We start from the raw sequence: 26820 nt of genomic DNA, 5'->3' as shown, positions 1-26820 counted from the left end.
ATGTGGCTGCGGCTGCTGGCACAGCGGCGGCAATCCTCCCCCCGTGAGGGTGAGGTGCCCTCGCAGCGGGTGGAGGGGGTTGCCGCCGAAGGCACCGCTAGAGCGTCGAGCACTGCCGCCGGTAGGTCAAGCACTGCCGCACGGACCCCACCCCACCGGGCTTCGCCCGGCCACCCTCCCCTCAAGGGGGAGGGAAGCCCGCGCCTGTCCACCGTAAATATCTGCTGCGTCGGCGACGACGACCAGTCGATCTATGGCTGGCGCGGCGCCGAGGTCGACAACATACTGCGCTTCGACAAGGATTTTCCCGGCGCCACCATCATCCGGCTGGAGCGCAACTATCGCTCGACCGCGCACATCCTCGGCACCGCCTCCCACCTCATCGCCCACAATGAGGGCCGCTTCGGCAAGACGCTGTTCACCGAAAAGATCGCCGAGGACGACGAGAAGGTGCATGTCCACGCCGCCTGGGATTCCGAAGAGGAGGCCCGCGCCGTCGGCGAGACGATCGAGGCTTATCAGCGCCAGAAGCACAATCTCAACGACATGGCGATCCTCGTCCGCGCGTCCTTCCAGATGCGCGAATTCGAGGACCGCTTCGTCACGCTCGGCCTCAACTACCGCGTCATCGGCGGCCCGCGCTTCTACGAGCGCCTCGAAATCCGCGATGCGCTGGCTTTCCTTCGCGTCGTCGCACAAGGCGCCGACGACCTCGCCTTCGAGCGCATCGTCAACGTGCCGAAGCGCGGCCTTGGCGAGGCCACCATCCGCCAGATCCACGACACCGCACGGGCGCTGCGCATCCCGATGCTGGAGGCGGCGGCAAAACTCGCCGAAAGCGACGAGCTGAAGCCGAAGCCGCGCGCCGCGCTGCGCGAGGTATCGGCCAATTTCGAACGCTGGCAAAAGGCTCTCGAAACCACGCCGCACGCCGAGCTCGCCGAGACCATTCTGGAGGAGAGCGGCTACACCGACATGTGGAAGAACGACCGTTCGATCGAAGCGCCCGGCCGGCTCGAGAACTTAAAAGAACTGATCCGCTCCATGGAGGAGTACGAATCGCTGCGCTCCTTCCTCGAACATGTCGCGCTGGTGATGGACGCCGAGCAGAACGCCGAGCTCGACGCGGTCAACATCATGACGCTGCATTCGGCCAAGGGCCTCGAATTCGAAACCGTGTTCCTGCCCGGCTGGGAAGAAGGCCTGTTCCCGCACCAACGCTCGCTCGACGAGGGCGGCCGCTCAGGGCTGGAGGAGGAACGCCGCCTCGCCTATGTCGGGCTGACCCGCGCCAAGAAGAACCTGCACATCTGGTTCGTCTCCAACCGCCGCATCCACGGCCTCTGGCAATCGACCATCCCGTCGCGCTTCCTTGACGAGCTGCCGGAAGCCCATGTCGAAGTTTCCGAGAGCGGCAACTCCTACGGCGGCTACGGCAATGCCTATGGCGGCGGCTCGTTCGCCTCCGGTCGTGGAGGCCAAGGTGCAGGCAGGCAGAACCCTTATGGGGCATCGCGCTTCGACAACATCGGCGGCAATAACGGCGCCGAAAAATCCGGCGCTTTCTCCAGCACCTATGCGACACCGGGCTGGCAGCGCGCTCAGGCCAACCGCACCGAGGCGACCGACCGCAATTGGGGCACGCGCTCCGGTCACCAGGTCGAGCGCATCGGCTATGGCGAAACCGACTCCGGCTACGGCGCCGGCCGCACCTCGGTCAAGGGCCGCACCATCGACGGCGAGCTGGTCGCCAAATCCGTCGCCGACACGCCGTCCCCCTTCAGCGTCGGCGACCGCGTCTTCCACCAGAAATTCGGCAACGGCAACATCTCGGCCATCGAAGGCAACAAGCTGACCATCGACTTCGACAAGGCCGGCCAGAAACGCGTGCTGGACGGGTTTGTCACCGGGGTGTGAGGCCGCCTATGATCTAGTACCGTTATAAGTTTGCTACTGGGACTTTTCATTAATAGCAGCAATGTGCGCTTCACAATACACCAAGCGCAGATCGTCATCGCTCATGGCTTCATATTCGGCGAGCCTTGGCGCACCCGCAAAGAAGGCCAGCATGTTAGCTTTCGTACGATTTTTGTTCACCTCCATTAGCCATTCGAACATCTGAAAATTGTCCTTTGGCCGGCGAGGCTGTGGTGAAACTTGCCCAAAATATGCATCGCCAAATTCACGATACTCAGCCAACTCCGCATCTGACATCGACGATTTGAGGATAACTGATTTGTTTTGGTTCTTCGTGACGCCGACAAACATTTCCTTTTTTTGCTCGTCGACAGCCACACTCGTGACTGTTCCTAAAGTCCCGCCTTCTCCAATATCTTCGAACAAATAGGCTTCGCCAATTTTCAGGCGCGCGCTCGTCTGCCCAAACGCCTCTGAAGGCACCTTTCCATCGAAGGTGGCCGGGAACCTGAGGTATTTTTCGATCGACTCCCCAATACGGTAAGCATCAATGTGGTTTCGCTTTCTCCGGTATGCCTCGCTAACGCTAACCATACCCGGACGATTGAATTCCGGCATACCAAGGCCGAATGGCCACGCTGCGATGGACGGAGCCACTTCGAGTTGACGGTGGAACGCCATATTCGTCACAAAGACATACGCCGTAACGCCGGAAGCAAGCGTGGTCTGTTCATATTTTGAAAGCCGATCCATGGCCGGTTCAAGCCAATCAGGTTTTCCGTCTTTGACGAGCAGCAGAGGGGTATTGAGATCAATAAAAATGAGGCGCTCATCCTGTGCTGGTTTGGCCAAAGCAGCATTCAAATGCGGAATGAGCTTAGCCAGCAGTTTGCCATCTTTACCGCCATCGGCCGCAGTGCGACCAAGTTGCCCGGCCACAGATCGCATCTTTGCTTCAACCCAATAGCGTTTGCCAGTCGTCTCAGAAACCGCAGCGAACTCACAATGTTTGACCGCGCCATCACCCTCGTCCTCCAACGTCAGAGCGAAGCCGGCGCGGATCAAGATGCTGGCGACGATCAATTCGTAATACGCACCTTGGAAGTTGCCGATATCCTTCAGACGGTTGATGAACCGCGCTTGCAGTTCAGCGTTGTGATCAAGAAGGTAAAGTGCGTACGCCGTGCCTAGATATGCAGCGACGACACCGGTCACCTCGGAACTATGGACCTCCCCGTCCTGTTTAAACATCTGCGCTTGGTATTTGGCATAAACATCGTACCACTGCATGAGCGGGTGGCGGAATTCGAACGGCTTAACGATCTCTGCATTGCCCCATTCCGGGCCGATCTTCCGTTTGATATAATCGTGAAGAAAATCGGGAAACGTTTTCCATTTCTTTGACCAGTGAATAGTGTTTCCCACTGCCACAATCTGGTAGCCATCCATCCGTGCGCCTACGATAGGTCGGCCCAGCCCTTGCTGAGACTGACGAATCTTCTCGTCGGCCTCGTGTGAGTCGAGGCGCGTCTTCCTGGGAGCAAGGTCGGCGACGAAGGCGCTGTGGCATTTCTTGTATTTGAGCCCGCTCCCACAAGGACACGGTTGATTCCTGCCAATCTTCGTCATGGGGTTATATATCCGCACCACGATGAGAAAGCCATAGAAGTTGCCGATGGGCGCTGCCCATTAAACTGTGTTCGCGACTGTATACGTTACTGCGCCAACATCGCGAACGTGATTAGTCCTTCGAGTCTCAGGTCATCGTGGCCTGATAAACCTGCCATACCAGGCAACGGTCAGGGTACGCGGTTAGCGTATCAAGGACATTGTTGCGCAATCGGCCATGCCCGATCATAAAATCAGCTTCACGTAATAGCCTTGCCCTTCACCGATACCGCGCCTGGTTCCACTTATGGCCGAGCAGCGACAGGATGATGATCAGGCCGTTGAAGAACTGGACATAGAAGCCGCTCAGGCCTGCCGCGACGACGCCGGTCTGGATGAACGAGACCGTGACCGCGCCGATCGCGCCGCCGACAACCGTGCCGATGCCGCCCCAGGTCGGGGTGCCGCCGACGAACACCGATGCCAGCACCGGCAGCAGGTATCCGTCGCCCGCCGTCGGCCACCAGGTGAAGTTGATCATCACCGAAAAGGTGCCGGCGATCGCCGCGCCGATACCGACGAAGACGAACACCTTCACCCTGACGCGCTTGACGTCGATACCCATCTGCTGGGCGCTGTCTGGATTGTCGCCGACCACCTTGACCTGCGCGCCGAAGCGATGGCGGTTGTAAAGCAGCGCCGACAGCACGACGAAGCCGATGGCCCAGAAGATCTGCACCGGAATGCCATAAAGCTGGCTGGAGAAGATCTTGTAGGCCCAGCTGTCGGCAAGACCGGTCAGTGCCGTCGACCTGCCCTCGTTGATGATCTGGATCAGGCCGCGCAGCAGGAAATTCATGCCGAGCGTGGCGATCAGCGACGACAGCCCGCCATAGACGACCAGCGACCCGACCAGGAAGCCGAGCAGCATGCCGGTGACGATTGCGGCGGCGATGCCGAGGAACGGGTCGTAGCCGGCCTGCACGACCAGCGCAAACACCCAGGAGGCAAAGCCCATCGTCGCCGGAAACGACAGGTCGATCTCGCCGCAGGTGACGACGAAGACCAGCGGCACCACCACGAACAGCGCTACCGGCAGCGTGGTGAGTACGGAGCTGTAGAGATACCAGGTGGTGAAGACGATCGGGTTGGCGATCATGAACACCGCCATCATGACGATGAACACGGCAAGCGTGCCGAGCGCGGCGCGGTTGTCGAGGATGAACCCGCGCAGCCAATTGTCGGACGGGTGTCTCCACTCTTTCCCGGCGGCCTCATTATGCGTGCCGCCGAGGGGGCTCTGCAGATCGGGTTCCATGGTCTTGCTCATCGTGCCGCCCTCCCCGCATCGCCCGCGTCGTGCAACCCCGGCAATCCGCTGGGGTGGGCGACGTCTTCCATGAAATTGATCAGGTCTTCGGCCGATTTGACCTCGCTGCGGTCGGCGCTGAGCGCGACCTTGCCGCGATCCAGCACCACGAAGCGATCGGCGATATCGAAGACGTGGTGGATGTTGTGGCCGATGAACAGGATCGAGCGACCGCTCGCCCGCACCTGGCGCACGAAGTGGAAGACCTTGGCGGTCTCGGTCAGCGATAGCGCGGTCGTCGGTTCGTCGAGGACAATCAGCTCCGCCTTCTTATAGATGGCCCGCGCGATCGCCACGCCCTGCCGTTCGCCGCCCGAGAGCTGGCCGACGATCGACTGTGGCGTGAACACTTTCGAGGTGAAGCCGATCTCGCGCATCAGCCGGCTCGCCTCCGCGATCTCCTTGTTGACCTTCAGCCAGCCAAGCCAGCCGGTGAGTTCGCGGCCCATGAAGATATTGCGTACGATCGTCTGCTGCACGGCGAGCGCCCGGTCCTGGAACACCGTTTCGATACCGGCGTCGCGCGAGCGCGCAGGGCTCCATCCGGTCACCGGCTTGCCGCGGACGAGAATCTCGCCGCTGGTCGGTTTGACCACGCCGGACAGGATCTTGATCAGCGTCGACTTGCCGGCGCCATTGTCGCCGATCAGGCCGACCACCTCGCCGCGATCGACGCTGAGATTGACCCCGCCCAGCGCATAGACCTGGCCGTAGGACTTGGTGATGTCGCGCAGTTCGATGATGCGTTCGGCCATGGCGATCCTCGCTTGATTGTCGCGTGCCGGCCTTTTCGCCGGCGGTCCCGCCGGCCGGGCTCGATCCCGGCCGGCGGCTTGGGAGGTCAGCGCAGCGCCTGCTTGGCGAGCTCGGCGACGATCTCGTAATTCTGCGGCGTGACGAAGCCGGCGCCGGTGTCGACATTCATCGGTGCGAGACCTAGCACAACCTGCTGGCAGAGGCTGAGGATCGGCAGATAGCCTTGCAGGAACGGCTGCTGGTCGGCCGTCAGCTGCACCCAGCCGCCCTTGAAGCCCTCGACGATCTGCGGGCTGGTGTCGAAGCCGAAGTTGAAGATATCGCCCGGCTTCCTGCCCGCCGCCTGCATATAGGTGGGCACATTGCCCAGCATCTGGCCGCCGGGATAGCCAACCGCCTTGACGTCGGGATTGTTGAGCAGTGCCGCGGTGATCACCGGAAGGGCCAGATTTGGGTCGGAAGCCCATTCGCCGCTCGGCGGCGAGGAGAGCTGTATGACCTCGACACCCGCTTCCTTGAGGGCAGCGACAGTGCCGCGTTCTCGCGCGCCGCGGCTCTCGTTCTCGAACGGGCCGATCATGATTGCCTTGTCGCCGGCCTTGAGCCCGGCCAGCTTGACCGCCTCGGCGCCGAGCGCGCGGCCCTGCTGCTCCTGCTGGGCACCGACATAGCCGCCGCCGAACGCCGCCGTGACCGTCGGCACCGGCACGTTCTGATACATCATCTTGATGCCGTCCTTGTGTGCCTGTTCGGCCAGCGGCATGATCGCGGCGTCGCCGGGGTGGCCCATCATGGCGATGCCTTGGGGCTTGACCGCGACAGCCTCGCGCAATTGCTGCACCATCTTCTCGACATCCCACTGGGAAAAGATGTAGTCGACCTTCGGCCCGAGATCGGCCGCGGCCTGCTTCGCGCCATTATAGACGATTGTGCCGAAGGCATCGCCCTCGGCGCCGCCGACGAAGAAACGGATATGGACATCCTTACACCACTGGGCATCGAGCGCCTGCGCCGGCAAGGTCGAGAGTGCGGCGGCGAGCGCCATCGCGGCTGCCGCGACGGTCGAGCGCAGAACTGTCCTTCTCATCGTAATGCTCATGCACTTATCCTCCCTTTGTTCCCTCGCTAGCCGAGGGGTTTCGACGATCGCTTCGGCATTGCGCCGCAATCTTTCGCTGGCCGGCACCTCCCGTCGGCTTGTCCTGTTTTTATGCATGTCGTTATCGCAAAACCGCTGGGCACTTTTGCGCGACATGCATTAGCCTCACACCGGGTTCGGCAGGTAGCTCGCGCCTCCCCGGCATTGTTGGAGATAATCCAGTGCCCGCGCCTGGCCGGTGATCTCGAGATCGCCGCGATAGACCGGGTCGTGCCAGCCCTCAATGTCGATGGCGCCCTTGTAGCCGGCCAGCCGCAGCTCGCTGATCACCCGCGTCCAGTCGCTATCGCCGAAGCCAGGGGTGCGCATCTGCACGAACGGCAGGCGGCCGAACACGCCATGTTCGCGGATCACGTCCCAGCGCACCGTCGCGTCCTTGCCGTGGACGTGGAAGATACGCGGCGCCCATTTGCGGATCTGCGGGATCGGATCGATCAGATAGACCAGCTGGTGGCAGGGCTCCCACTCCAGGCCGAGATTGTCGTCCGGCAATTCGTTGAACATCAGCTCCCAGGCGTCCGGATTGTGGGCGATGTTCCAGTCGCCGCTGGCCCAGTTGCCGTCCATGGCGCAATTCTCGAACGCGATGCGCACGCCCTTGTCGGCGGCCCGCTTTGCCAGCTTCCCCCAGACCTCGCGGAAGCGCGGCAGGCTGTCGGGCAGCGGCTTGCCGCGGATGCGGCCGGTAAAGCCGCTGACCACATTGGTGCCGAACAGATGCGCGTTGTCGATGATCGTTTCCCACGCCTCGAGCACGCCGCGATCGACTTCACCGCTCTCCAGCGGGTTGCCGAACACGCCGATTGACGAGACGACGACATCGGCATCGCCGATCGCCTCGCGGATCTCGCCTGCCAGCCGTGGAATGTCCTTGCCGCCCAGCGTCTGCCAGAAGAACGGCTGGATGCTCTCGAAGCCGAGCGGCAGGATCTGCCTGACATAGGCGGCCGGGTCGTCGAGATTGGCCCGCACCATTGTGCCGATCCTGATGTCGAGCAGCGGGGTTGGCATCATGATCCCTCCTGTTGAGCGATAGCGACCCGGCGCCCGGTCTCGGCGCTCTCGATCGCAGCGAAAACCATGGCCAGGCTCTTGATGTTGTCGGCGCCGCGCGTCTCCGGCTCGGTGCCGGTCTCGACGGCGCGGACGAAATCCTGGATGATGCCGAGATGGCCGCCGACGCGATCTGCCGGGTCGAGCGGCGGCACGGCTATCGATTCGGTGCGGTCGAACAGGCCTTCACGGACCGGCCGCACGACTTCCGCCTTCAACCCGTCCGCGCCGTCCCAGACAATGCTGCCGCGCTCGGCGACGATCCGCCATGTACTGTCCCAGCTGGTACGGAAGCCGGCCGCGCACCAGCTGCCGGCATAGGTGAACAGCTTGCCGCCGCCGAGGTCGAAGCTTGCGGTTGCCGACGACCCTTGCCGATACCAGGAATTGACCGGCTCCCACTCCTGGCAATAGACGCCGGCCGGTTCGCCGGCCACCATGTAGCGGGCTGCATCGAATGTGTGGATCGCCATATCGAGCAGCAGCACATGGCGCATCTCTTCGCGAAAACCGCCGAAATGCGGCGCAACGAAGAAATCGGCGTGGATGCTGGTTGGCGCACCAATGGCGCCGGAATCGAGAAAGCGCCGGATGCGCCTGACATTGGCGACATAGCGGCGGTTCTGCACGACGGCATGGATGCGGCCGGCGCTGCGGGCCGCCTCGACAATGGCACGCGCATTGTCCGGGCTGTCGGCCAGCGGCTTTTCGGTCAAGAGATGGCAATGGTGGGCAAAGGCGGAAAGCGCGACCTCGCGGCGGGCGGCGGGAACCACGACGTCGAATACCGCGTCGGGCCTGGTCTGGTCGAGCACGGCGTCGAGCTCGGTTCCGATGACGGCGCTCGAAAGCTCGTATTCGCGCGCCCTTGCCCGCGCCCTTTCGGCGTCGATATCGACCAGGCCGACAATGGCGAGCTCGTCGATCTGCTTGGCCGCATCGAGCCACGCCTTGCTCATCGCTCCGCAGCCGACCAGGACGACATTGATCATCCAGCACTCCTCCCTCTCGGCCCCTCCAGACCGATCGTCACGGCGTTCACGGCAGAGCCGCAAACGTTCTTCCGTAAACGTTTACGAGAACACACCCGATGGCGTAGAATGTCAATTGGCCGGCTGTGAAAAATCGTGGCGTCGGCTTGGCCCGGAGAGCAGCCGGTGCTAGCCAAGCAAGGGGGAGAACTGTCCTTTGGCGTCCAGTATTCACGACCTTGCACGTCACCTGAATATTTCCATCGGCACGGTGTCGCGCGCGCTCAACGGCCGCGCCGACGTCAATGCCGACACGCGCCAGCGCGTGCTCGATGCGGCCAAGAAGCTGAACTATTCACCGAACCAGTCCGGCCGCAGCCTGCGGCGCGGCGCCACCCATTCGATCGCCTTCATGCTGCAGCCGCATCCGGGCGACCAGGAATATGGCGAGCCGTTCTTCATTCCGTTCCTGACCGGGTTGCAGGCCAAGCTCGCCGAAAGCGGCCTTGACCTGATCGTAGTGATGGGCGCGCCGGGCGACTATCAGCAGGAGCGCCTGCGCCGTGTCGTCGAGACCCGCAGGGCGGATGCCGTAGTGCTGGCCTGGACGCGGCGCGAGGACGAGCGCATCGACTATCTGACCCAGGCTGGTTTCCCGTTCGCGACGCTCGGCCGCAGCCGCTCCGGCGGCGATTCCTATCCCTCGCTCGACCTCGATTTCGAAAAAGCCGGGGCTGACGCGGTCGATCGTCTCGTCGCGCGCGGTCACCGCCGCATCGCCGCCATCCGCCCGTCGCTCGACCTCAATTTCGGCTATCTGTTCCTCGCCGGCTATCGCAAGGCGTTGCGGCGGCACGGCATCGAGTTCGACCCCGAGTTGATCGCCGACGGCTTCATCAACGAGGCCGGCGGCTACGCCGTGACGCCGAAGGTCATGCACTCCAAGGACCCGCCGACGGCCATCATCTTCAACAACGACGCGATGGCGCTTGGCGGCTGCAAGGCTCTGGCCGAGGCGGGCATCAGGCCCGGCCACGACGTTGCGGTGATCGTCATCGTCGACACCCCGCTCTGCCGCTATTTTTCCCCGGCGCTGACCGGCTTCCGCCCGGCGCTCGAGCCGATGGGCGAGCGGTTGGCCGAAATGCTGCTGGCATCGATCCCGGCTTACGCCGGCGCCGAAGGCGCACGCATCATCCGTGAAGTCTGGCCGCTGGAACTGATCGCGCGCGACAGCGATTGAATCGCGGCGCTCACTGAGCAGGCTCAGATTGATCAAGACCCCCGCGCTCGCGCTCCGGCGTTGCGACCAGCGAGGCAGCGGCGGCGTTGGCGGCGCCAAGTGCCGCCTCGACGGGCTCTCCACGCGCAAGCCACGCCGCAAAGGCGCCGACGAATTCATCACCGGCACCGTGGGTGCTGACCACCTCCACCGGCATCGCCGGCAAGGCGAATGCCTGGCCGTCGCGGTCGCGATAGGCAACGCCCTCGCCGCCGGCCGTGACGATTGCAGCCGGATAGAAACCGACGAGCATGCCAGCCGCCTTCGTAGCACCCTCGAGCGTGTCGACGACCGAAACGCCGGCCAGGAACTCCGCCTCGATGGCGTTGACGATGACGATGTCGGTCAGCGCGATCAGTTCGGCTGTCAGCTTTCGCGCCGGCGCCGCATTGAGAACGACGCGGCCGCCATGCGCCTTCACCGCTCGCGCCGCGGCAATGTTGGCGGCTTCCGGTACCTCGTTTTGCAGCAGCAGAACCGCCGTTTGCGCGATCAACTCGGCCGCCTCAATAATGTCCTTTTCGCCGAGAGTGAGATTGCTGCCCGAGACGATCACCGCGCCATAGTCGCCGCTGTCGTCGAAAATCGCTACGCTCATGCCCGAGCCGGCGCCCGAAGCCACTCCCACGAAGCGCTGGTCGACGCCGTTGCGATCGAGATTGTCGAGAAGCGCGCGGCCGAAATCATCGTCGCCGACAGCTCCGATCATCGCCGCACGCACGCCGGCCCGCGCTGCCGACACCGCCTGGTTGCTGCCCTTGCCGCCGCATTTCGGATGCCAGGCATGGCCGGTGACCGTTTCGCCCTTGCGCGGGCGATTGGGGGCTTCGACCATGATATCGTAATGCAGGCTGCCGAATACGGTCACCAGCGGCCGAGGAGCCGTCATGTGCCCCACACCTTCATGAGCCGCTTGCCTTTCATGAGTTCTTGTCTTTCCGTTTCGACGTCACGGCAGACATGGTGCGGCCGAGATTGCGCTCCGCCGCCTGGTAGTCGCGTTGCGCGACCGCGACGAACAGCGCGTCGAGAATGTTGAGCTGGGCAATGCGCGCGGCTGCGTTCTCACCCATCAACGGCGAGCCTTGGGCGGTCGAGCAAAGCACGATGTCGGCGACGGCTGCCAATGGCGAGTTGTCATAGTTGGTGATGGCCAGCGTGCGCGCGCCGCTTTTGCGCGCAAGTTGGATGGCGTCGATAACAGCGCTCGTGTTGCCTGAATGCGAGAAGCCGACGGCGATGTCGTCGGCGCCGAGCAGCGAGGCCGACATCAACATCATGTGCGAATCGTCGTAGACAGAGGTGCGGATGCCGATGCGCAGGAATTTATGCGAGACGTCGCGTGCGATCTGCGCCGAGCCGCCGACGCCGTAGAAATCGCGATTCCTGGCGCGGTAAAGCAGATCGGCGGCACGGTCGAAATCGTCCATGTCGAGGATGGCGAGCGTCTCCTCCAGCGCCTGGATGGAGGTGCGGAACACCTTCTGCACGATCTCGGCCGAACTGTCGTCCACCGACAGCTCCTGATGCATCTCGGCGGTCGGCAGGCGGCTGTATTCATAGACCGCCGTGCGAAAGTCGCGATAGCCGGAAAAACCCAGCTTCTTGGCGATCTTGACCACCATCGCCTCCGAGACACCGGCCTCCTCGGCGATCTGCTTGAGCGGTATGGTCTCGTCGAAGCCGCGCCGTCCGAAGACCGTTTCAACCACCTTCGCCTCGAGCGGCGTCAGATGCGGCATCATCATGCGAATGCGCGGTCCTACTGCTTTCAGGTCCAGCCCGGTCAAGGTCATCCACGTCCCCTCGTCACGCGATCGATAAGCATCGCGGCGAGGATTATAAGGCCAGTTGCCAGGAGCTGATAGAAGGACTGCACGTTCATCAGCGTCAGGCCGTTGCGCATGCTGCCAAGGATGATGGCACCCAGGATGGTGCCGACGACGCTGCCCTTGCCGCCCATCAGCGAGGCGCCGCCGATCGCCGCCGCTGCTATGGCGTCGAGCTCCCAGAGATTGCCCAGAATGGGTTCGGCCGCACCCAGCCGGCCGATCAGGATCTGCGCTGCAAGCGCTGCCAGCAGGCCCGAGATCATATAGGCGGCGATCTTGGTGCGGGCGATCGGCACGCCGGCTATGTAGGCCGCCTCCTCATTGCCGCCGACGGCGAGCAGAAATTCGCCAAACGGCGTCTTCTTGAGGATGATCCAGGCAATCAGCGCGACCACGGCCACGATGATGACCGCCAACGGCAATCCGAACAGCGAGCCATTGAAGATGGCACGGAAGCCGGCAGGCAGGCCGAGCACCGGATTGCCGCCGGTATAGATCAGCGCCAGCGCCCGGTAGGTGCTGAGCGTTCCCAGCGTGACGATGAAGGGCTGCAGCCCGACATAGGCGACCAGCACGCCGTTGAGCAGTCCGCAGGCAAGGCCGATGGCGAAGCCGGCGGCGATGGCCAGCGGAAACGGCACACCGGCAACCAGCATCGAGGCCGAGATGACCGCCGAAAGCGCTGCCGTCGGCCCGACGGACAGGTCGATGCCGCCCGAGATGATGACCAGCGTCATGCCCAACGCCAGGCAGGCATTGATGCTCGACTGCTGCAGGATGTTGATCAGGTTGCGCTCGGCAAAGAAGCCGGGGACCAGCGCCCCGAAGACGGCAAGGATCACCACCAGGCCGATCAGCGTGCCGGCGTCGCGCACGGAAAACCGGTGCAGGAAATCTGCCCTTGGGCGCGCTGCTGTGTGTTGGGCTATATCGGTCATCCGCTGGTCCTGTCCGTTATGCACCGGCCCGATGGCCTTGCGCCTTGCCGGTCTCAATCTCCGTTTGGGGTATGGCGTGCGCGGCGATCGCGTGTTCGCTGAGACTTGCGCGGTCCAGTTCGGCGGCGACCGTGCCGTCGCGCATGACCAGCACGCGGTCGGCGACCCGGATCACCTCGGGGAGTTCTGACGACACGACGATTACCGAATGGCCTTCGGCGGCGAGTTCCTCGATCAGGTGGTAGATCTCCGCCTTGGCGCCGACATCGATGCCGCGCGTCGGCTCGTCGAACAGAAGGATCCGCGTTCCCGCCGCCAGCCAGCGGCCGATGATCGCTTTCTGCTGGTTGCCGCCGCTGAACAGGCAGATCGGCCGGTCGAGCAGGAACGGCCTGAGATTGACCCGCTTCATCTTCTCGGCCGCGACCCGTTTCAGCCTTTTGTGATCGATGACGCCGCGCGGCGCGAACACGCCCATCGAGGCCAGCGCCATGTTGCTGGAGATCGACCGCAACGGCACGATGCCTTCGCGCTTGCGCTCCTCCGGCACCAGGCCGATGCCGGCCGCGATGGCGTCGCGCGGACTGGAAAGCTTTACCGCCTTGCCGTCGATCTCTATTGCGCCTGATGAGGCCCGGTCGGCGCCGGCCAGCAGCCGCAGCAGTTCGGTGCGGCCGGACCCGACCAGGCCGGCAATGCCCAACACCTCGCCGTGATGCAGGTCGAACGAAACGTCACGGACCTTGGTTGCCGAGGCGAGGCCACGCACGCTCAGCCTGATCTCGGGGGAAGCATGCGAGCGGTGTTGTTCCTGGGCAAGCTCGCGGCCGACCATCATCGAAACGACGGCCTTTTCCGACACCTGCGCGAGATCGACGGTTTCGACCACAACGCCGTCGCGCATGACAGTGGCGCGCTCGCAGATGCCGAACACCTCGTCCAGCTTGTGCGAGACATAGATGACGGCGACACCGTCGCGTGCCAGACCGGCAATGACTTCCGCCAGCCGTTCGAACTCGCTCGGCGTGAGGCTCGACGTCGGCTCGTCCATCGCCACGATCCTGGCGCGGTCGAGCAGCGCCCGGGCGATCTCGACGATCTGCCGCTGCGCCACCTTCAGCGAGCCAAGCGGGGCTGCCGGATCGATGGTCGGGTCGATGGCGGCCAGCGCTTCCGCAGCGCGGCTTTCCTGCTCGCGCCGTGCGACGAAGACGCCGCCGCGCGTCAACGGATGGCCGAGGAACATGTTCTGGGCGACGCTGAGGCGTGGCACCTGCTGTAATTCCTGATGGATCATCGCCACGCCCGCGGCGCGTGCGGCGACCGGATTGTTCAGCGTCACCGGCTTGCCGTCGATCAGCACGCTTCCCGCCGTCGGTCGGTAGACGCCTGACAGTATGCGCAGCAGCGTCGATTTGCCGGCGCCGTTTTCACCGAGCAGGCCATGGATCTCGCCGGCGCCGACCGAAAACGACACGTCGCTCAGCGCCCGCACAGCCGGAAACTCTTTGGAAATGCCCTCGAATTGCAGCCGCGCTGACATTGCTTCGGTTCTCCAGGCAAGGTGCCGACCCAAGGCCGGCACCTGCCGGCCCTGCTCTACTGGCCCGCTGCCGCGTCCTCGAGCAGCGCCTTGCGCACGGCGTCGCCGGCGCCAGAGTAACGGTCGGCATTGTCCTTGGTGATCAGCGCCTGCGGCGTGGCGACGACGCGCGGCAGCTTCTGCCCGGCCACCAGCCGCAGCGCAGATTCCAGCGCCACCTCGCCGGTCAGCACCGGGAACGAATCGACGGTGCCGGTCAGCTCGCCGGCGCGGATCGAGGCATAGGCGTCGGAGATCCCGTCGGTGCCGAAGACCGCAACCTTGTCCTGCAGCCCGGCAGCCTTGACCGCCTCGACGATGCCCAGCGCCATGCCGTCATTGTTGGCATAGAAGCCGATCAGATCGGGGTGCTGTTGCAGGATGTTGGTGGCCGCGTCGTAGGAGGTCTGGCGATCCCAGTTACCGGGGACGCTGGCGACGACGTCGAACTTGCCGGCCTCGGTGATCGTTGTCTTGAAACCATCGGTGCGCTGGACGGCGGCGTAGACGCCGGCCTGGCCTTCGACGATGGCGACCTTGCCGCCGTCCGGCCGGTTCTTGATGAACCATTTGGCGACGCGCACGCCGTTGTCGCGCTGGACATTACCGACATAATGCTCGGCCTGCGGGATGACCGCGTCGTTGACGTTGACCACCGGCACGTTGGCCGCCTTGGCCTGTTCCATGATCGGCTGCAGGTTGGAGTCGGTCTGCGGCGAGACGAGCAGCACGTTGTAGCCCTGTGTGACCAGGCCTTCGGCGATGGTGAGCTGACCGAGCTGGTCGCCCTCGCTCTGCGCTGCCTGGTAGACGACGGGCACGCCGGTGCGGTCGCCGAACGACTTGTAGCCCTCTCCCAGCGAGCGCCAGTATTCATTGGTCAGCGTCTTGGAGACCGCACCCGCCTTGGTACCCTCGGGCAGCTTGGGGAACGCACCGAACCTGGCCTCGAGCTGCGACCAGTCGATGCGATCCTTCTCGGTGTCGGAATTGAGCGGCGCGAGGTCCGCGGAAAAAGCCGAGCCGATGGACAGCGCCATCAGGGCAGCGGCAGCGGTGGCAAGTAGAAATTTCATGATCTTCCTCCCTTGTTGAAAAACGGTCTATGCCGCCGGCCTCAGCTGTCCGGCCCGAGCATGGCTTCCTGGATGATGGCCTGCGAGGCGACCGCGTCCTGACGGTCGACGGCAGTGGACAGCCGATTGTCCTTTTCCAGCCGATCGACGAAGCGCAGCATGCGCTTGACAGTCGCGATGTTGACTTCGCATTCGTGGACCGGGTCGAGCCCGGTCATGTCGGGGAACGTGTCGAAGTAGATGGCGCCGGCATAGCCGTCTCGACGGATCTGCCTGAGCAGCTCGATCGTCTGCAGCGTATGCACGGCCCCGACCATCAGGCCGTCGTCGCGCTTGGCGTAGCCGTCGTTGAGATGCACGCCGAGCAGCTTGCTGTGTCGCGCCACGAGTGCTGCGGCAAAGGCCGGCTGCTCGTCGGCATAGAGCACATGGGCGAAATCGAGCGTCACGCCGAGATTTGGCAGGCCGATCTCGCGGATCGCCAGCAATGTAGTCGCCGCATCTGGCATCAGGCTGTAGGAGCGCGGCTCGTTGGGTTTGTATTCAAGGCTGATTTGGCAGCCCGGATCATGCGCCGCAACTTCACGAATGCCATCGATTTCGTGTTGCCAGAGCGCTGCGTAGTCCACCTGGAAGGCATAGTCGAAGCCATCCTGCCCGAGCCACAAGGTCATCAGGCTGGCGCCCGCCTCGCGGGTGGCGTCGATGCCGGCCTTGGTCAGGTCGATGGCTTCGCGGCGAATGGCAGGATCCGGGTTGGTGAAGGCGCCGAGCTTGAAAGCCGGATTGGAATAGTAGCGCATGGCGAAACCATTGATGGAAAGCCCGATATCGCCGAGTTTGCGCGCTATTTCCGCAGGCTTTTCATCGACATGGTCGGGGTAGTTGAGGTCGAGATCGGTCAACTCCGCAACCTTCGCCGCACGTGCCGCCATTTGCAGCATGGACGGTTTGCCGACAAGATCGGGCCACTCGGACTGTGGCCGCGAGGCAAAGGAATTGAGGCGGGTGGCGAAACGATAGGCAGTCATCGGGGACCTTTCATTGTCATAACTTTACATTATAACGATTATTTGTAAAGTCGTTAATTGCTCGCTCGGCGACGACGAATTCGCCATACCCAGGCCAGTTGCGACCATGGGGGACAAGCGAGCGCGGCACTGTCACGCAAGTATCATGTTCGCGTCCTAGATCGCTTCTCCGAAGGCTTTCGCGGCATCCTCGATGCCACGCGGCGCTTTTTCAGATCCCGGCAGCTTTGTCTCAAAAGAGGATATCCATGAAAAACCTGCACCGAACCGCGTCCCTCGCCGTCGCGCTGGCGATGTTCACCGCCTTGACCCCGGCCTTGGCTGAAAACGCCGCGACCGTCGGCGGCGTCAGCTTCGTCAACAAGGGCCTGGTCGGTGTCGGCCGCATCCCGGCCAGCCAGAAGGACAAGTTCGGCGAGACGTTTGGCTCGGGCTCGGGTATGTCGATCGACGCTGCCGGCTGGACGCGTGGCGCCGATGGCTATAAGGGCTCGCTGTGGCTGCTGCCGGATCGCGGCTACAATGTCGTCGGCACCACCGATTACCGTCCGCGCCTCAACACGATCGCCCTCGAGTTCGCGCCGATCGCGCCGGGTGCGGCACCGGCCACCGGCCAGGAACAATCGGGCCTCACCGCGACGCTTGCCGACACCATGCTTTTGACCGACGACAAGGGTACCGACGCAACCGGCCTCGATCCGCTCAACGGCGTGCGTGCCGCGACCGACGACATGCCGATCCTGCCCGAAGCCAACGGCAAGCTCGCGCTCGATGACGAAGCGATCGCACGGCTGCCCGACGGCACGATGTTCATCTCGGACGAATACGGTCCGAACATCTACCGCTTCTCCGCCGATGGGCGTCTGATGTCGGCAACGCAGCCGCCGGCGGCGCTTGTCCCGATGCGTCACGGGACGCCAAACTTTGCTTCCAACAATCCGGGACCTGGCGCGGCAGACCCAGATCCGAAGGATCCCGAAACCGGCCGTCAGAACAACCAGGGCCTCGAAGGCATGGCGCTGACGCCGGACGACAAGTTCCTGATTGCCGTGCTGCAGTCGGCCCCAAGGCAGGATGGCGGCGATTCCGCCTCGACGCGCCAGAACACGCGCGCGCTGGTCTACGATGCCTCGGATCCCGGCCAGCTCAAGCTCGCGCATGAATATGTCGTGCCGCTGCCGGTGTTCACCGATGCCAAGGGCAAAACCAAGATCGCCGCGCAGAGTGAAATCGTGGCGCTGTCGGACAAGACCTTCCTGATGCTGGCGCGCGACAGCGGCAATGGCCAGGGGCTGAAGGGCGACACTTCGCTCCATCGCGAGATCAGCGTCGTCGATGTGTCGGCGGCAACCGATATCGCCGGCACAGAGTTCGACAAGGACAAGCCACTGGCACCCAAGGGTGAGCTCGATCCATCGGTGACGCCGGCCAAGCTGACGCCGTTCATCGATATCAACGACAAGTCCGAGCTCGGCCGCTTCGGGTTGCACAATGGCGCGCCCAACGACCGCAACAACCTTTCGGAGAAATGGGAGGCGATGTCGGTGGTGAGCGTCCTCGATCCAAAGCTGCCCGACGACTATTTCCTGTTCGTCGCCAATGACAATGACTTCCTCACGCAGGACGGCTTCCAGGTCGGCGCGGCCTACAAGGCCGAGGATGGCGCCGATGTCGACACCATGTTCCTGGTCTATCAGGTCACGCTCCCAGGCCTCGCCAAGAAGCAGCGGCACCCACTCAGGCGGACGCGCGGAACGCGTCCGCCTGAGCTGGCGCGATTGAGCGGTCGTGCCCTTCAGTTGCGGCTCGCCCGCGCAAGGACGGTGTCCTAGTGCGTTGCAAAACCTGCGACTGACGATCCAGTCGAAGGCACTTACCTCAACATCTCCGCGTCCTTTGGCACGCCGGCATCGATCGGCTCGGCCGTCCTGTTCGACACGGCGGCGATCTTCCCGGCGGCCGACAGGTTCGGGCGCACGAAGACCGGCGCGACGCCGTCGACGCGGCTGTAGAGGTCGATAATGTCCTGATTCATGAAGCGCACACAGCCGGAGGAAGCGTTCTTCCCAATGGAATCCCACTCCGGCGTGCCGTGCAGCCTATACATCGTGTCCTTGCCGTCACGGAAGAGATACAGCGCGCGGGCACCAAGCGGGCTCTGCGGGCCGGGCGGCATGCCGTCCTTGTATTTCGCCAGTTCCGGCCGGCGTTGGATCATTTCCGGCGGCGGCGTCCAGACCGGCCACTTCTTTCTCGCCTGAACCACGGCGCTGCCGGTCCATCCGAAACCGGCCTTGCCGAGGCTGACGCCATAGCGAATTGCCTTGCCGCCGTCGCGCACCAGATAGAGGAAGTGCTCGGAAGTATCGACGACGATCGTGCCGGGTTTTTCTCCAGTCGGGTCGGCCACGATTTGCCGCACGAATTTCGGATCGACCTTGGCTACCGGGATTGCCGGCAGTTGATAGCCCTCGTCGATGCGCGCGGCATACATGCTTGCGGCATCGCCGAAAGCCGGATCGCTTGGTGCCGCGGGCACCGGCGCCGCCACGTCCGTCGTAGTGCACGACGAAAGAGCCACGGAGGCCGCGCCCAGAGCGGATGCACCAAGAAAGGCGCGCCGGTTCAGGCGCTCAAAAAACAACGGAATATCGGACATGAGCCCCCCGGCTTACCCATGAGATCCAGGAAAATGCGGCCCCACGCGTGCGGGATCAATATACGATTCCGGAAGGTTTGAGAAATGCTTAGATCAAGGCACACCAGGCGGAATTTGCAGCGCCGCATCGACCTCTCCCGTTAAATCGGCAATCATTGCGGACTCAAGACAAGCCTTCGCCGAGTTGCCTGCCATGGACGACAACATGCCCCAGCGCCGGCAGACCGGCGACCTCACCAGTGGGCCTATCCCGCGCACCCTTTTGCTGTTTGCCCTGCCGGTGCTCGGCTCCAATGTGCTGCAGTCGCTCAACGGCTCGATAAATGCCGTGTGGGTCGGCCGTTTCCTCGGTGAAGCGGCGCTGACCGCCACGTCCAATGCCAACCTCGTGCTGTTTCTCATCCTCGGCACCGTCTTCGGCATCGGCATGGCGGCGACCATCCTGGTCGCACAATCCGTCGGCGCTCGTGACCTGCCCGAAGCCCGGCGCATCGTCGGAACCAGCGCCACCTTCTTCTTCCTCGTCTCGGTGGTGTTCGCGGTCTGCGGCTGGATCTGGGTCGATGCGATCCTCGATGCGCTCGGCACGCCGGCCGACGCGTTGCCGCTGGCGCGCTCCTATCTGCGCATCATCTTCCTCGCCGTGCCGATGATGAACCTGCTGTCCTTCGTCATGACGGTGCTGCGCGGCGCCGGCGATTCGCGCACGCCTTTCCTGTTCATGGCGCTGGCCGTCATGCTCGACGTCGTTTTGAACCCGTTGCTCATCCTCGGCATCGGCCCGTTCCCCGAACTCGGCATCGCCGGCTCGGCCACCTCGACGCTGATCGGCCAGACGGTAAGCGTGGTTGCCATCCTGATCGTGCTTTATGCGCGCAAGCACCCGCTGCGGCTGGCCGGCCCTAATCTCGCTCTGCTGCGGCCGGACCCGGCGCTGCTGCGCATCGTCGTCTTCAAGGGCGTGCCGATGGGCCTGCAGATGATCGTCGTTTCGGCCGCGGCGCTGACGGTGATGGGCATGGTCAACTCGTACGGCTCGCAGGTCGCGGCTGCCTACGGCATAGCCGCACAGCTCTGGACCTATATCCAGATGCCGGCGCTCGCCATCGGCGCCGCGGTGTCGTCCATGGCGGCGCAAAATGTCGGCGCCAGGCGCTGGGACCGGATTGGACGCATCGCCACCTCCGGCGTCGGCTTCAACCTTGTGCTCACCGGGATGCTCGTCGCGCTGCTGTTCGTATTCGATCGCGCGGTGCTCAGCCTCTTCCTTGGCAGCGACAGTGCAGCAATCGACATCGCCACTCACATCAACAAGATCGCGTCGTGGTCCTTCATCCTGTTCGGCATCACCATCGTGCTCTTCGCCACCGTGCGTGCCACCGGCGCGGTGATGCCGCCGCTGATCATCCTGGTGATCTCGGTGCTGCTGGTGCGCACCAGCTTCGCCTATTTCTTCCGAAGCGTGATCGGCGAGGAAGCTCTGTGGTGGAGCTTTCCGGCTGGCTCTATAACCTCGCTCGTGCTGGCCGCGGCCTATTATCGCTTCGGCCGCTGGCGCAGCCTGCACATGATCGAGAGCCGGCCGGCTGCCGGCGAACCGCCGGATACCGGCCTCGGCGTACCGCGCCAGCGCGCGCACCTTTCGCCCGAGACACCGAACGGCTGAAAGGTCGGCTCAGCGCGCGTATTTCGCGCCAAACCCGAGAGCGACCAGGGAAAAGACGACAATCATGCCGGCAAAGGCCACGCTTGCCGCGGTCGCACCTGCCACCGTCGACAGAACGCCGATGCCGATGACCGGCAGCGCGTTGCCGCAAAAACAGCAGATGAAGAAGGCCGAGACGACTTCGGCGCGCCGGTCCGCCGGCGCGATCTCGTTCACCACTTGCAAGCCGCCGCGATAGCCGAGCGCTGCCGCCACGCCGCACAAGGCGGTGCCGGCAATCATTATGGTCATCGAGGCGAAGACCTGCGCCGCAACAATCAGCGCGACGGTTGGGATCATCAGCGCAAGCGCCGCGAACATCGCGGCTCGGCTCGAAAGACGCGCCGTCGCTACAATGGTGGCGGCCGTCACGATCGCCAATTCAAAGAACAGAGCGCCGGCTTCGGCATGGTTGGTTACCTGCAGTTGCTGCGCCAAAATGCTCGGTGCGAGTGCTGCATAAAAGCCGACCAGCGCCATTGCGCCAAAGCCTGTCACCGCCGGCGCAACGAAATTTGCGCGGATGGCATCGGGCACGGAAAGGCGCGGCCGCATCGAAACGTCAGCCAGTTTCCCCGGCCGCGAAACGGTTTCCCGCGTGCGCCAGACCAGCAGGGTTACAGTCGCGAGGATCGCCAGGTAGACGACGAATGTCAGCCTGAGCGGCCAAGGCGCGTATTCGGCGAGCAACCCGGCTCCCAGCGCACCGAGGCCGAGGCCGAGAAAATTGGTGCTGGTGGCAATCGTCGCCGCCTGTGACTTGTCGTCGGTCGGGAGCAATTCGGCGAGCCAGGCGGTGCCGGTGCCCGCGCCGACGCCGATTCCCAGTCCGCTCAGAATTCGGGCGATGTCGAGCCATGCGACATTTTCGGCGAACAGGAAAACCACCGCGCTGACCACGGCCACCGCCATCCCGGCCAATGCCATTGGACGGCGCCCGATGACATCGGACACACGCCCCAACATCAGCAGCGCCGCCAGATTGCCGATGACATAGACGGCGTAGACCAGCGTCAAAGTGATCTGTGAGAAGCCGAAGACCTGCTTGTAGATGATGTAAAGCGGCGTCAGCGCCGTGCTGCCGGCGAAAAGAGCCGCGATCATAGCGGCCACGGTGGCCGCTGCAGCGCGGCCGCCGAGTTCGTAATCGCGCGTCATGACTTGAGCGTGAGCGGTCATTTTTTCGACCTTTTGCTGTTCGGGATCTGACATCCTAACGCCTTTTTCGCGTCAGCCGTTCCCCCTCCCCGGCTTGCTCCTGACAAGTTTGGCAGCTTTGCCGATGGCGCTGAGCGAGATCCTCTTTTAACTTCAGCGGATTGTCAGGGGAGATTCATGGGCAAGGGACGAGTCGAGGCATTCACCGATGGCGTGGTCGCCATCATCATCACCATCATGGTGCTGGAATTGAAGGTGCCGCATGGCGAGGATTTTTCCGCGCTGGCACCACTCTGGCCGATCTTCCTCAGCTATGTGCTGTCCTTCATCAATGTCGGCATCTACTGGAACAATTTGCACAACATGTTCCATACCGTGCAGCGGGTCGACGGCCGCGTGCTGTGGGCGAACCTCAACCTGCTGTTCTGGCTATCGCTGATGCCGGCGACGACAGCCTTCATGGGTGAGAACCATTTCGCGCCGGTGCCGGTTGCCGTCTATGGCGTCGACCTGGCGCTCTGCGCCATCGGCTTCAACATCCTCACCATGGCCCTGCATCGACTGCACGGCAACGAGACCCTTTTCGCCAGGGCGTTGGGCAATGACCTCAAGGGAAAGATCTCGCTGGTCCTCTATCTTTCCGCCATCGCGCTGACCTTCGTCAATCACTGGATCGGTGTCTCGATCTATGTCCTGGTGGCGATGATCTGGTTCGTGCCGGACAGGCGCTTCGAGCGGCTGATCGAGAAATAGGCCCCGTCTAGCCTCGCATTGCTTTCAGCTTTTCCGCTACCGACGCGGCAAGGTCGGCGTAGCGCTCCTCCAGCCGCTCGGCCGCCTTGATCACTGAAAAATCATGGCCGAATTTTTCCAGCGCCATACGCAGCTTTTCGACGAATTCGGCCTGTTTTTCGAGCGCCGAAAACAGCGTCATAACTTGCGCTTCGCTGATGTCGGGATTGGCGAGCATCTGCGGTACCTCGCGGCTCATCTGGTCGCCGGTGGCGGTCTGTTCTTTCAGGATCTCGATCCAGTCGGTCAATCGTCAGGTCTCCTTTTTCGATATCAGCATGCGCAGCGCCCGCCGATGCGGTCAACCCGAAGATGCCGGGACCGGCTTGCGCGAGCCTTTTTCCGCGCTAAGTTCGCCGCGGCCAGAACAGGAGAAAATCATGACCACCGACGCCGAGATCCAGACCGCCCTGCCTGCACTTGCCTCCGGCAATGTCGCCGTCATTACCGGCGCGGCCAGCGGCATCGGCCTTGCCGCCGCCAAACGGCTGGCGGCGATGGGCATGAAGATCGTGCTGGCCGATATCGGCGGCGAACGCCTTGATGAGGCTGCCCGCGCCGTCGCTGCTATCGGCGGGCAGAGCGCCGTACTTGCCGTCGCCACCGATGTCTCGAGGGCCGAAGACCTCGACCGGCTGGCCGAACGGACATCCGGCACTTTCGGCGACGTCTCGCTGCTGATGAACAATGCCGGCGTCGGCAACAACCCCGGCAAGCCCTGGGAGAACCGTGACGCCTGGAAGCGACTGCTGGACATCAATTTCTGGGGCGTCGTCCATGGCGTCGAGGCCTTCGCGCCGCGCATGCTGGCGGCGGGAAAGCCCGGCCTGATCGTCAACACCGGCTCCAAGCAAGGCATTACCACGCCGCCTGGCAACCTCGCCTACAACGTCTCCAAGGCTGGCGTGAAGACCTATACCGAGGGCTTTGCACACGCGCTGCGCAACGAGCCCGGCGCCAATGTCGCGGCGCATTTGCTCATTCCCGGGTTCACTTTTACCGGCCTGACCGAAGGTGCGACCGAAAAGCCGGCCGGCGCCTGGACCGGCGAGCAGGTCATCGACTTCATGCTGGCCTCGCTGCTGCGTGGCGATTTCTACATCCTGTGTCCCGATAACGAGGCGACCCGGCCCATGGACGAAAAGCGCATGGCCTGGGCAATTGGCGATATCATTGAGAACCGTCCTGCTCTGTCGCGCTGGCATCCGGACTACAAGGATGCTTTCGCGGCATTCATGACACGCAGCGCATGATCCCGAACCGAAGATCACCAGAGCAAAGAATCGGATCCGATCTTCGCAGGTATGCGCCGGACCTTTATATCACGCCGCTGCGTGCTTCTTCGTGTTCCGCTTCTTCGCCATGGCTTTCTCGGCTGCCAACTCGGCAAGCTTCTGATCATGCCGCTTCGCTGCCTGTTCGCATTTCTTGCGGATCTCTTCGACCTCGGTCTCAGTCAGGTGTTCGATACCGATGAAGGTGTTCTGGGCTGTGCTGACCCGGATCAATTCGTCGAGCTTCGCCTGGATCGCGGCGCCATCGCGGTTCTGGGTGTTCTGGATGAGAAACACCATCAGGAAGGTGACGACCGTCGTGCCGGTGTTGATGACGAGCTGCCAGGTGTCCGAAAAGCCGAACATCGGCCCGCTTGCCGCCCAGACGACGATGATCAGGAAACAGACGGCAAACGTCGGCGGCAGGCCGGCAAAATGGGCGACGTTGTTGGCGATCCTGGTGAAAAGCTTCTCAATCATTCAAACTCCCTCAACAGCCGGGCGACGAACCCGGACGGAAGCCGAGTTCATTGTGTCTGCAGAAACAGTTGGCAGCCGCTCCTGGTTCCCTCGTGGCGGAAGATCGCGGGTACATTGTTGGAGGAGCAGATCGCGCAGGCCGTCGGACCGCTTGCAGATACGCCCCGAAGTCAGGGGGCGCCGTTTTCCCAGCGGTCGAGGAAAGCCTCGATGGGCAAGGCCTGCATGTCGGGGACTGCCCTGGCCAGTTTCTCGACCGGCCAGTCCCACCAGGCAAGACGTTCGATCCGGGCCGCAGTTCCCGCGCTGAAGCGCTGCCGCAATGGCGTGGCCGGAACGCCGGCGACGATTGCATAGGCCGGCACGTCGCGCGTCACCACCGAGTTGGCACCGACGATCGCGCCATTGCCGATCGCCACGCCCGGCATGATCACGGCGCCATGGCCGATCCAGACATCGTGGCCGATGCTGACGGCTCTCGCCCGCCGCCGGTCGCGGAATGCCTGATCGACACCCAGCCAGCGGAAGTACTCGTTGGGCCGATAGCTGATTTTGTGCTGCGTCAGCCGCTCGACCGGATGCTCCAGCGCATTGATGCGGCTGTTGGCGGCGATCGAGCAGAATTTGCCGATCGTCGTATAGATCGCCTCGGCGTGGCGCTCGAAGTAGGAAAAGTCGCCGACCATCACCTCGCGCAGGATGACGCGCTCGCCGATCGACGCATAACGTCCAAGCTTGCACGCCTTCAGCTCCGCCGTCGGATGGATGCGCGGCTCGGGATCTTTTAGGACAAGGTGTTCAGGACGGTCCATGCGGGCGCTTTACGCCCGCGCGCAAAGTCTCGCAAGCCGAGTGCAGCGCCGCGCATCCGCTTGGACGCGCCAAGGACCCCGTAGCACCTTCAGTCTCTATTTCGGCTTGCCGCTGGTCCACACTACGTTCTGGCCGTAGAGCGGCACGGTGGTGACCGACATTTTTGCCGAGCCATCCTGCACCTGGCGCGAATGCGACAGGTAGATCAGCGTCTCGTTGGCCTTGTCGTAGATGCGGTTCACCACCTGCTTTTTCCAGATCAGGCTGATGCCTTGCTTGAACACCTCCTCGCCGGCCTCGCTCATGTCGATGTCGCCAATGGTGATCGGCCCGGTCTGGCGGCAGGAGATCGAGGAATCGGACGGGTCCTCGAACCAGTTGCCTTTCTGCAGGCGGTCGATCATGCCACGGTCGAAATACGAGACGTGGCAGGTCACGCCCTCGACCTTCGGATCCTTGATCGCCTCGACGATGATATCGTTGCCGAGCCAATCGACGCCGACCTTGCCGACTTCCTCGGCCGCCGCGCCGGCGCCAATGACCAGGCATGCGGCTAACGCGCCGCCAATCAGTTTTCGCAAAGAGGCCTCCTGCGGTTCGAATTTTGCCGACCTCAGGTGGGACGAACGGCAGCGCTTTGCAAGCAGATCGCCTCCCACAGGATTGCCGGTTGCGGCAACGCGACATCTTTGCGTCGGCGCGACCGAACCGCTAAGAGTGTTCGCCAAGCCAGGGCCTTCACGGCGCCAACCCGGCGCCCGATGGAAATAACGACGGACTTCACTGATGATGCGTTCAATTCTGGTCGGTATTCTCGTCCTGATGGCCGCTGGCATCGGCTGGCTCACCTTCGACTGGTACCGCGGACATTATGGCGGCGAGCCGTTCGGAGCACCGTTTACGCTGGTCGACCAGAAGGGCGCGCCGGTCACCGAAGCCGCGTTTCGCGGCCACCCCAGCGTCATCTTCTTCGGCTTCACGCATTGTCCGGAAGTCTGCCCGACCACGCTTTTCGAGTTGGCCGGCTGGCTGAAGACGATGGGCGACGACGGCAAGAACCTGCGTGCCTATTTCGTTACGGTCGACCCGGAGCGCGATACGCCGGAAATCATGAACACCTATGTCAGCAATTTCTCCGATCGCATCCTCGGCATATCAGGCGATCCGGATAAGGTCCACGCCATGGCCAAGTCCTTCGGCATCTACTGGAAGAAAGTCGACACGAACGACGGCGACTACACGATGGACCACACCGCTTCGGTGCTGCTGCTCAATGCCAAGGGCGAATTCGCCGGCACTATTGCCTATGGCGAAAGCCCGGACGCCGCCATCGCCAAGCTCAAACGGCTGGCGGCGGAAGGTTGA

The 26820-nt window shown here is 63.2% G+C and carries 25 protein-coding genes; 7 read left to right on the top strand and 18 right to left on the bottom strand.

The genetic code is table 11. From position 1 onward, the window contains the following. A partial coding sequence (locus tag NKH59_RS22085) for an ATP-dependent helicase (protein WP_353023019.1) occupies positions 1 to 1917 on the top strand: 1917 nt, incomplete at its 5' end. 33 nt (positions 1918 to 1950) lie between these two features. Here the strand turns inward: NKH59_RS22085 and NKH59_RS22080 are convergent. The 6 genes from NKH59_RS22080 to NKH59_RS22055 form a co-directional block, all read right to left on the bottom strand. Beyond that, positions 1951 to 3546, bottom strand: coding sequence for a YecA family protein (locus NKH59_RS22080; protein WP_352539546.1), 1596 nt, complete (start codon positions 3544 to 3546; stop codon positions 1951 to 1953). A gap of 259 nt (positions 3547 to 3805) precedes the next feature. Continuing rightward, complete coding sequence (locus NKH59_RS22075; RefSeq protein ID WP_352450091.1) at positions 3806 to 4855, bottom strand: ABC transporter permease; 1050 nt, start codon at positions 4853 to 4855, stop codon at positions 3806 to 3808. Next, positions 4852 to 5649: an ATP-binding cassette domain-containing protein gene (locus tag NKH59_RS22070; RefSeq protein WP_352539545.1), complete on the bottom strand. Its 798-nt coding sequence runs from the start codon at positions 5647 to 5649 to the stop codon at positions 4852 to 4854. The genes NKH59_RS22075 and NKH59_RS22070 overlap by 4 nt, the downstream gene beginning before the upstream one ends. Before the next feature lie 86 nt (positions 5650 to 5735). Further along, complete coding sequence (locus tag NKH59_RS22065) at positions 5736 to 6749, bottom strand: substrate-binding domain-containing protein (RefSeq protein ID WP_023676725.1); 1014 nt, start codon at positions 6747 to 6749, stop codon at positions 5736 to 5738. A gap of 165 nt (positions 6750 to 6914) precedes the next feature. Next, on the bottom strand, positions 6915 to 7823 hold the full coding sequence (locus NKH59_RS22060) for a sugar phosphate isomerase/epimerase family protein (RefSeq protein ID WP_352539544.1): 909 nt from the start codon (positions 7821 to 7823) through the stop codon (positions 6915 to 6917). Beyond that, positions 7820 to 8854, bottom strand: coding sequence for a Gfo/Idh/MocA family protein (locus NKH59_RS22055; protein ID WP_352539543.1), 1035 nt, complete (start codon positions 8852 to 8854; stop codon positions 7820 to 7822). Before NKH59_RS22055 ends, NKH59_RS22060 begins: the two co-directional genes overlap by 4 nt. A 196-nt stretch (positions 8855 to 9050) precedes the next feature. On the opposite strand from NKH59_RS22055, the gene NKH59_RS22050 reads away from it, so the two are divergent. Next, positions 9051 to 10076 carry a LacI family DNA-binding transcriptional regulator gene (locus NKH59_RS22050; protein WP_352539542.1) on the top strand — a complete coding sequence of 342 codons (1026 nt, stop codon included), beginning with the start codon at positions 9051 to 9053 and terminating at the stop codon, positions 10074 to 10076. 10 nt (positions 10077 to 10086) lie between these two features. Here NKH59_RS22050 and NKH59_RS22045 read toward each other — a convergent pair whose 3' ends face one another. Genes NKH59_RS22045 through NKH59_RS22020 form a run of 6 tightly spaced genes read right to left on the bottom strand, consistent with a single transcriptional unit; the run spans position 10087 to position 16574 of the window. Continuing rightward, positions 10087 to 11004, bottom strand: a complete 918-nt coding sequence (locus NKH59_RS22045; protein WP_352539541.1) for a ribokinase — start codon at positions 11002 to 11004, stop codon at positions 10087 to 10089. Between the two features lie 31 nt (positions 11005 to 11035). Further along, a complete protein-coding gene (locus tag NKH59_RS22040; RefSeq protein ID WP_023721163.1) occupies positions 11036 to 11911 on the bottom strand; it encodes a MurR/RpiR family transcriptional regulator in 876 nt (291 codons plus the stop codon). Then, positions 11908 to 12885: an ABC transporter permease gene (locus NKH59_RS22035; RefSeq protein ID WP_352539540.1), complete on the bottom strand. Its 978-nt coding sequence runs from the start codon at positions 12883 to 12885 to the stop codon at positions 11908 to 11910. The genes NKH59_RS22040 and NKH59_RS22035 overlap by 4 nt, the downstream gene beginning before the upstream one ends. Positions 12886 to 12901: 16 nt before the next feature. Continuing rightward, positions 12902 to 14428, bottom strand: a complete 1527-nt coding sequence (locus tag NKH59_RS22030; RefSeq protein ID WP_353023015.1) for a sugar ABC transporter ATP-binding protein — start codon at positions 14426 to 14428, stop codon at positions 12902 to 12904. A gap of 56 nt (positions 14429 to 14484) precedes the next feature. After that, positions 14485 to 15543, bottom strand: a complete 1059-nt coding sequence (locus tag NKH59_RS22025) for a sugar ABC transporter substrate-binding protein (protein WP_352539538.1) — start codon at positions 15541 to 15543, stop codon at positions 14485 to 14487. Between the two features lie 41 nt (positions 15544 to 15584). After that, positions 15585 to 16574: a TIM barrel protein gene (locus tag NKH59_RS22020; RefSeq protein ID WP_352539537.1), complete on the bottom strand. Its 990-nt coding sequence runs from the start codon at positions 16572 to 16574 to the stop codon at positions 15585 to 15587. 248 nt (positions 16575 to 16822) lie between these two features. Between NKH59_RS22020 and NKH59_RS22015 the strand changes: the two genes are divergently transcribed. After that, positions 16823 to 18406, top strand: a complete 1584-nt coding sequence (locus tag NKH59_RS22015; protein WP_353023013.1) for an esterase-like activity of phytase family protein — start codon at positions 16823 to 16825, stop codon at positions 18404 to 18406. Between the two features lie 41 nt (positions 18407 to 18447). Here the strand turns inward: NKH59_RS22015 and NKH59_RS22010 are convergent, their stop codons facing one another. Beyond that, positions 18448 to 19233 (bottom strand): L,D-transpeptidase, encoded by a 786-nt coding sequence (locus tag NKH59_RS22010; RefSeq protein WP_352471581.1) that lies wholly within the window; start codon positions 19231 to 19233, stop codon positions 18448 to 18450. Positions 19234 to 19426: 193 nt separating this feature from the next. Between NKH59_RS22010 and NKH59_RS22005 the strand changes: the two genes are divergently transcribed. After that, a complete protein-coding gene (locus NKH59_RS22005) occupies positions 19427 to 20899 on the top strand; it encodes an MATE family efflux transporter (protein WP_352539535.1) in 1473 nt (490 codons plus the stop codon). Between the two features lie 9 nt (positions 20900 to 20908). Here the strand turns inward: NKH59_RS22005 and NKH59_RS22000 are convergent, their stop codons facing one another. Continuing rightward, the gene (locus NKH59_RS22000) at positions 20909 to 22117 is read right to left on the bottom strand and encodes an MFS transporter (protein WP_352539534.1); all 1209 of its coding nucleotides are present in this window, start codon (positions 22115 to 22117) and stop codon (positions 20909 to 20911) included. Between the two features lie 156 nt (positions 22118 to 22273). Here NKH59_RS22000 and NKH59_RS21995 point away from each other — a divergent pair, with 156 nt between their 5' ends. Then, positions 22274 to 22849 carry a TMEM175 family protein gene (locus tag NKH59_RS21995; RefSeq protein WP_023676740.1) on the top strand — a complete coding sequence of 192 codons (576 nt, stop codon included), beginning with the start codon at positions 22274 to 22276 and terminating at the stop codon, positions 22847 to 22849. A 7-nt stretch (positions 22850 to 22856) separates the two neighbouring features. On the opposite strand, the gene NKH59_RS21990 is transcribed toward NKH59_RS21995, so the two are convergent. After that, on the bottom strand, positions 22857 to 23138 hold the full coding sequence (locus tag NKH59_RS21990) for a hypothetical protein (RefSeq protein WP_023676741.1): 282 nt from the start codon (positions 23136 to 23138) through the stop codon (positions 22857 to 22859). Positions 23139 to 23268: 130 nt separating this feature from the next. Between NKH59_RS21990 and NKH59_RS21985 the strand changes: the two genes are divergently transcribed. Beyond that, positions 23269 to 24141, top strand: coding sequence for an SDR family NAD(P)-dependent oxidoreductase (locus NKH59_RS21985; protein ID WP_352539533.1), 873 nt, complete (start codon positions 23269 to 23271; stop codon positions 24139 to 24141). 69 nt (positions 24142 to 24210) lie between these two features. On the opposite strand, the gene NKH59_RS21980 is transcribed toward NKH59_RS21985, so the two are convergent. The 3 genes from NKH59_RS21980 to NKH59_RS21970 form a co-directional block, all read right to left on the bottom strand. Beyond that, the gene (locus tag NKH59_RS21980) at positions 24211 to 24642 is read right to left on the bottom strand and encodes a low affinity iron permease family protein (RefSeq protein WP_031211766.1); all 432 of its coding nucleotides are present in this window, start codon (positions 24640 to 24642) and stop codon (positions 24211 to 24213) included. Positions 24643 to 24812: 170 nt separating this feature from the next. Next, a complete protein-coding gene (locus tag NKH59_RS21975; RefSeq protein WP_352471576.1) occupies positions 24813 to 25454 on the bottom strand; it encodes a DapH/DapD/GlmU-related protein in 642 nt (213 codons plus the stop codon). 96 nt (positions 25455 to 25550) lie between these two features. After that, entirely contained in the window at positions 25551 to 26036 is a 486-nt protein-coding gene (locus NKH59_RS21970) for a CreA family protein (RefSeq protein ID WP_352539532.1), read from the bottom strand. Positions 26037 to 26241: 205 nt separating this feature from the next. On the opposite strand from NKH59_RS21970, the gene NKH59_RS21965 reads away from it, so the two are divergent. Further along, complete coding sequence (locus NKH59_RS21965) at positions 26242 to 26820, top strand: SCO family protein (RefSeq protein WP_352539531.1); 579 nt, start codon at positions 26242 to 26244, stop codon at positions 26818 to 26820.

This window comes from Mesorhizobium sp. M0998 (assembly GCF_040318885.1).
Taxonomy (GTDB): domain Bacteria; phylum Pseudomonadota; class Alphaproteobacteria; order Rhizobiales; family Rhizobiaceae; genus Mesorhizobium.
The sequence above is the reverse complement of the archived record's forward strand: the minus strand, read 5'-3'. Positions and strand labels throughout refer to the sequence as shown.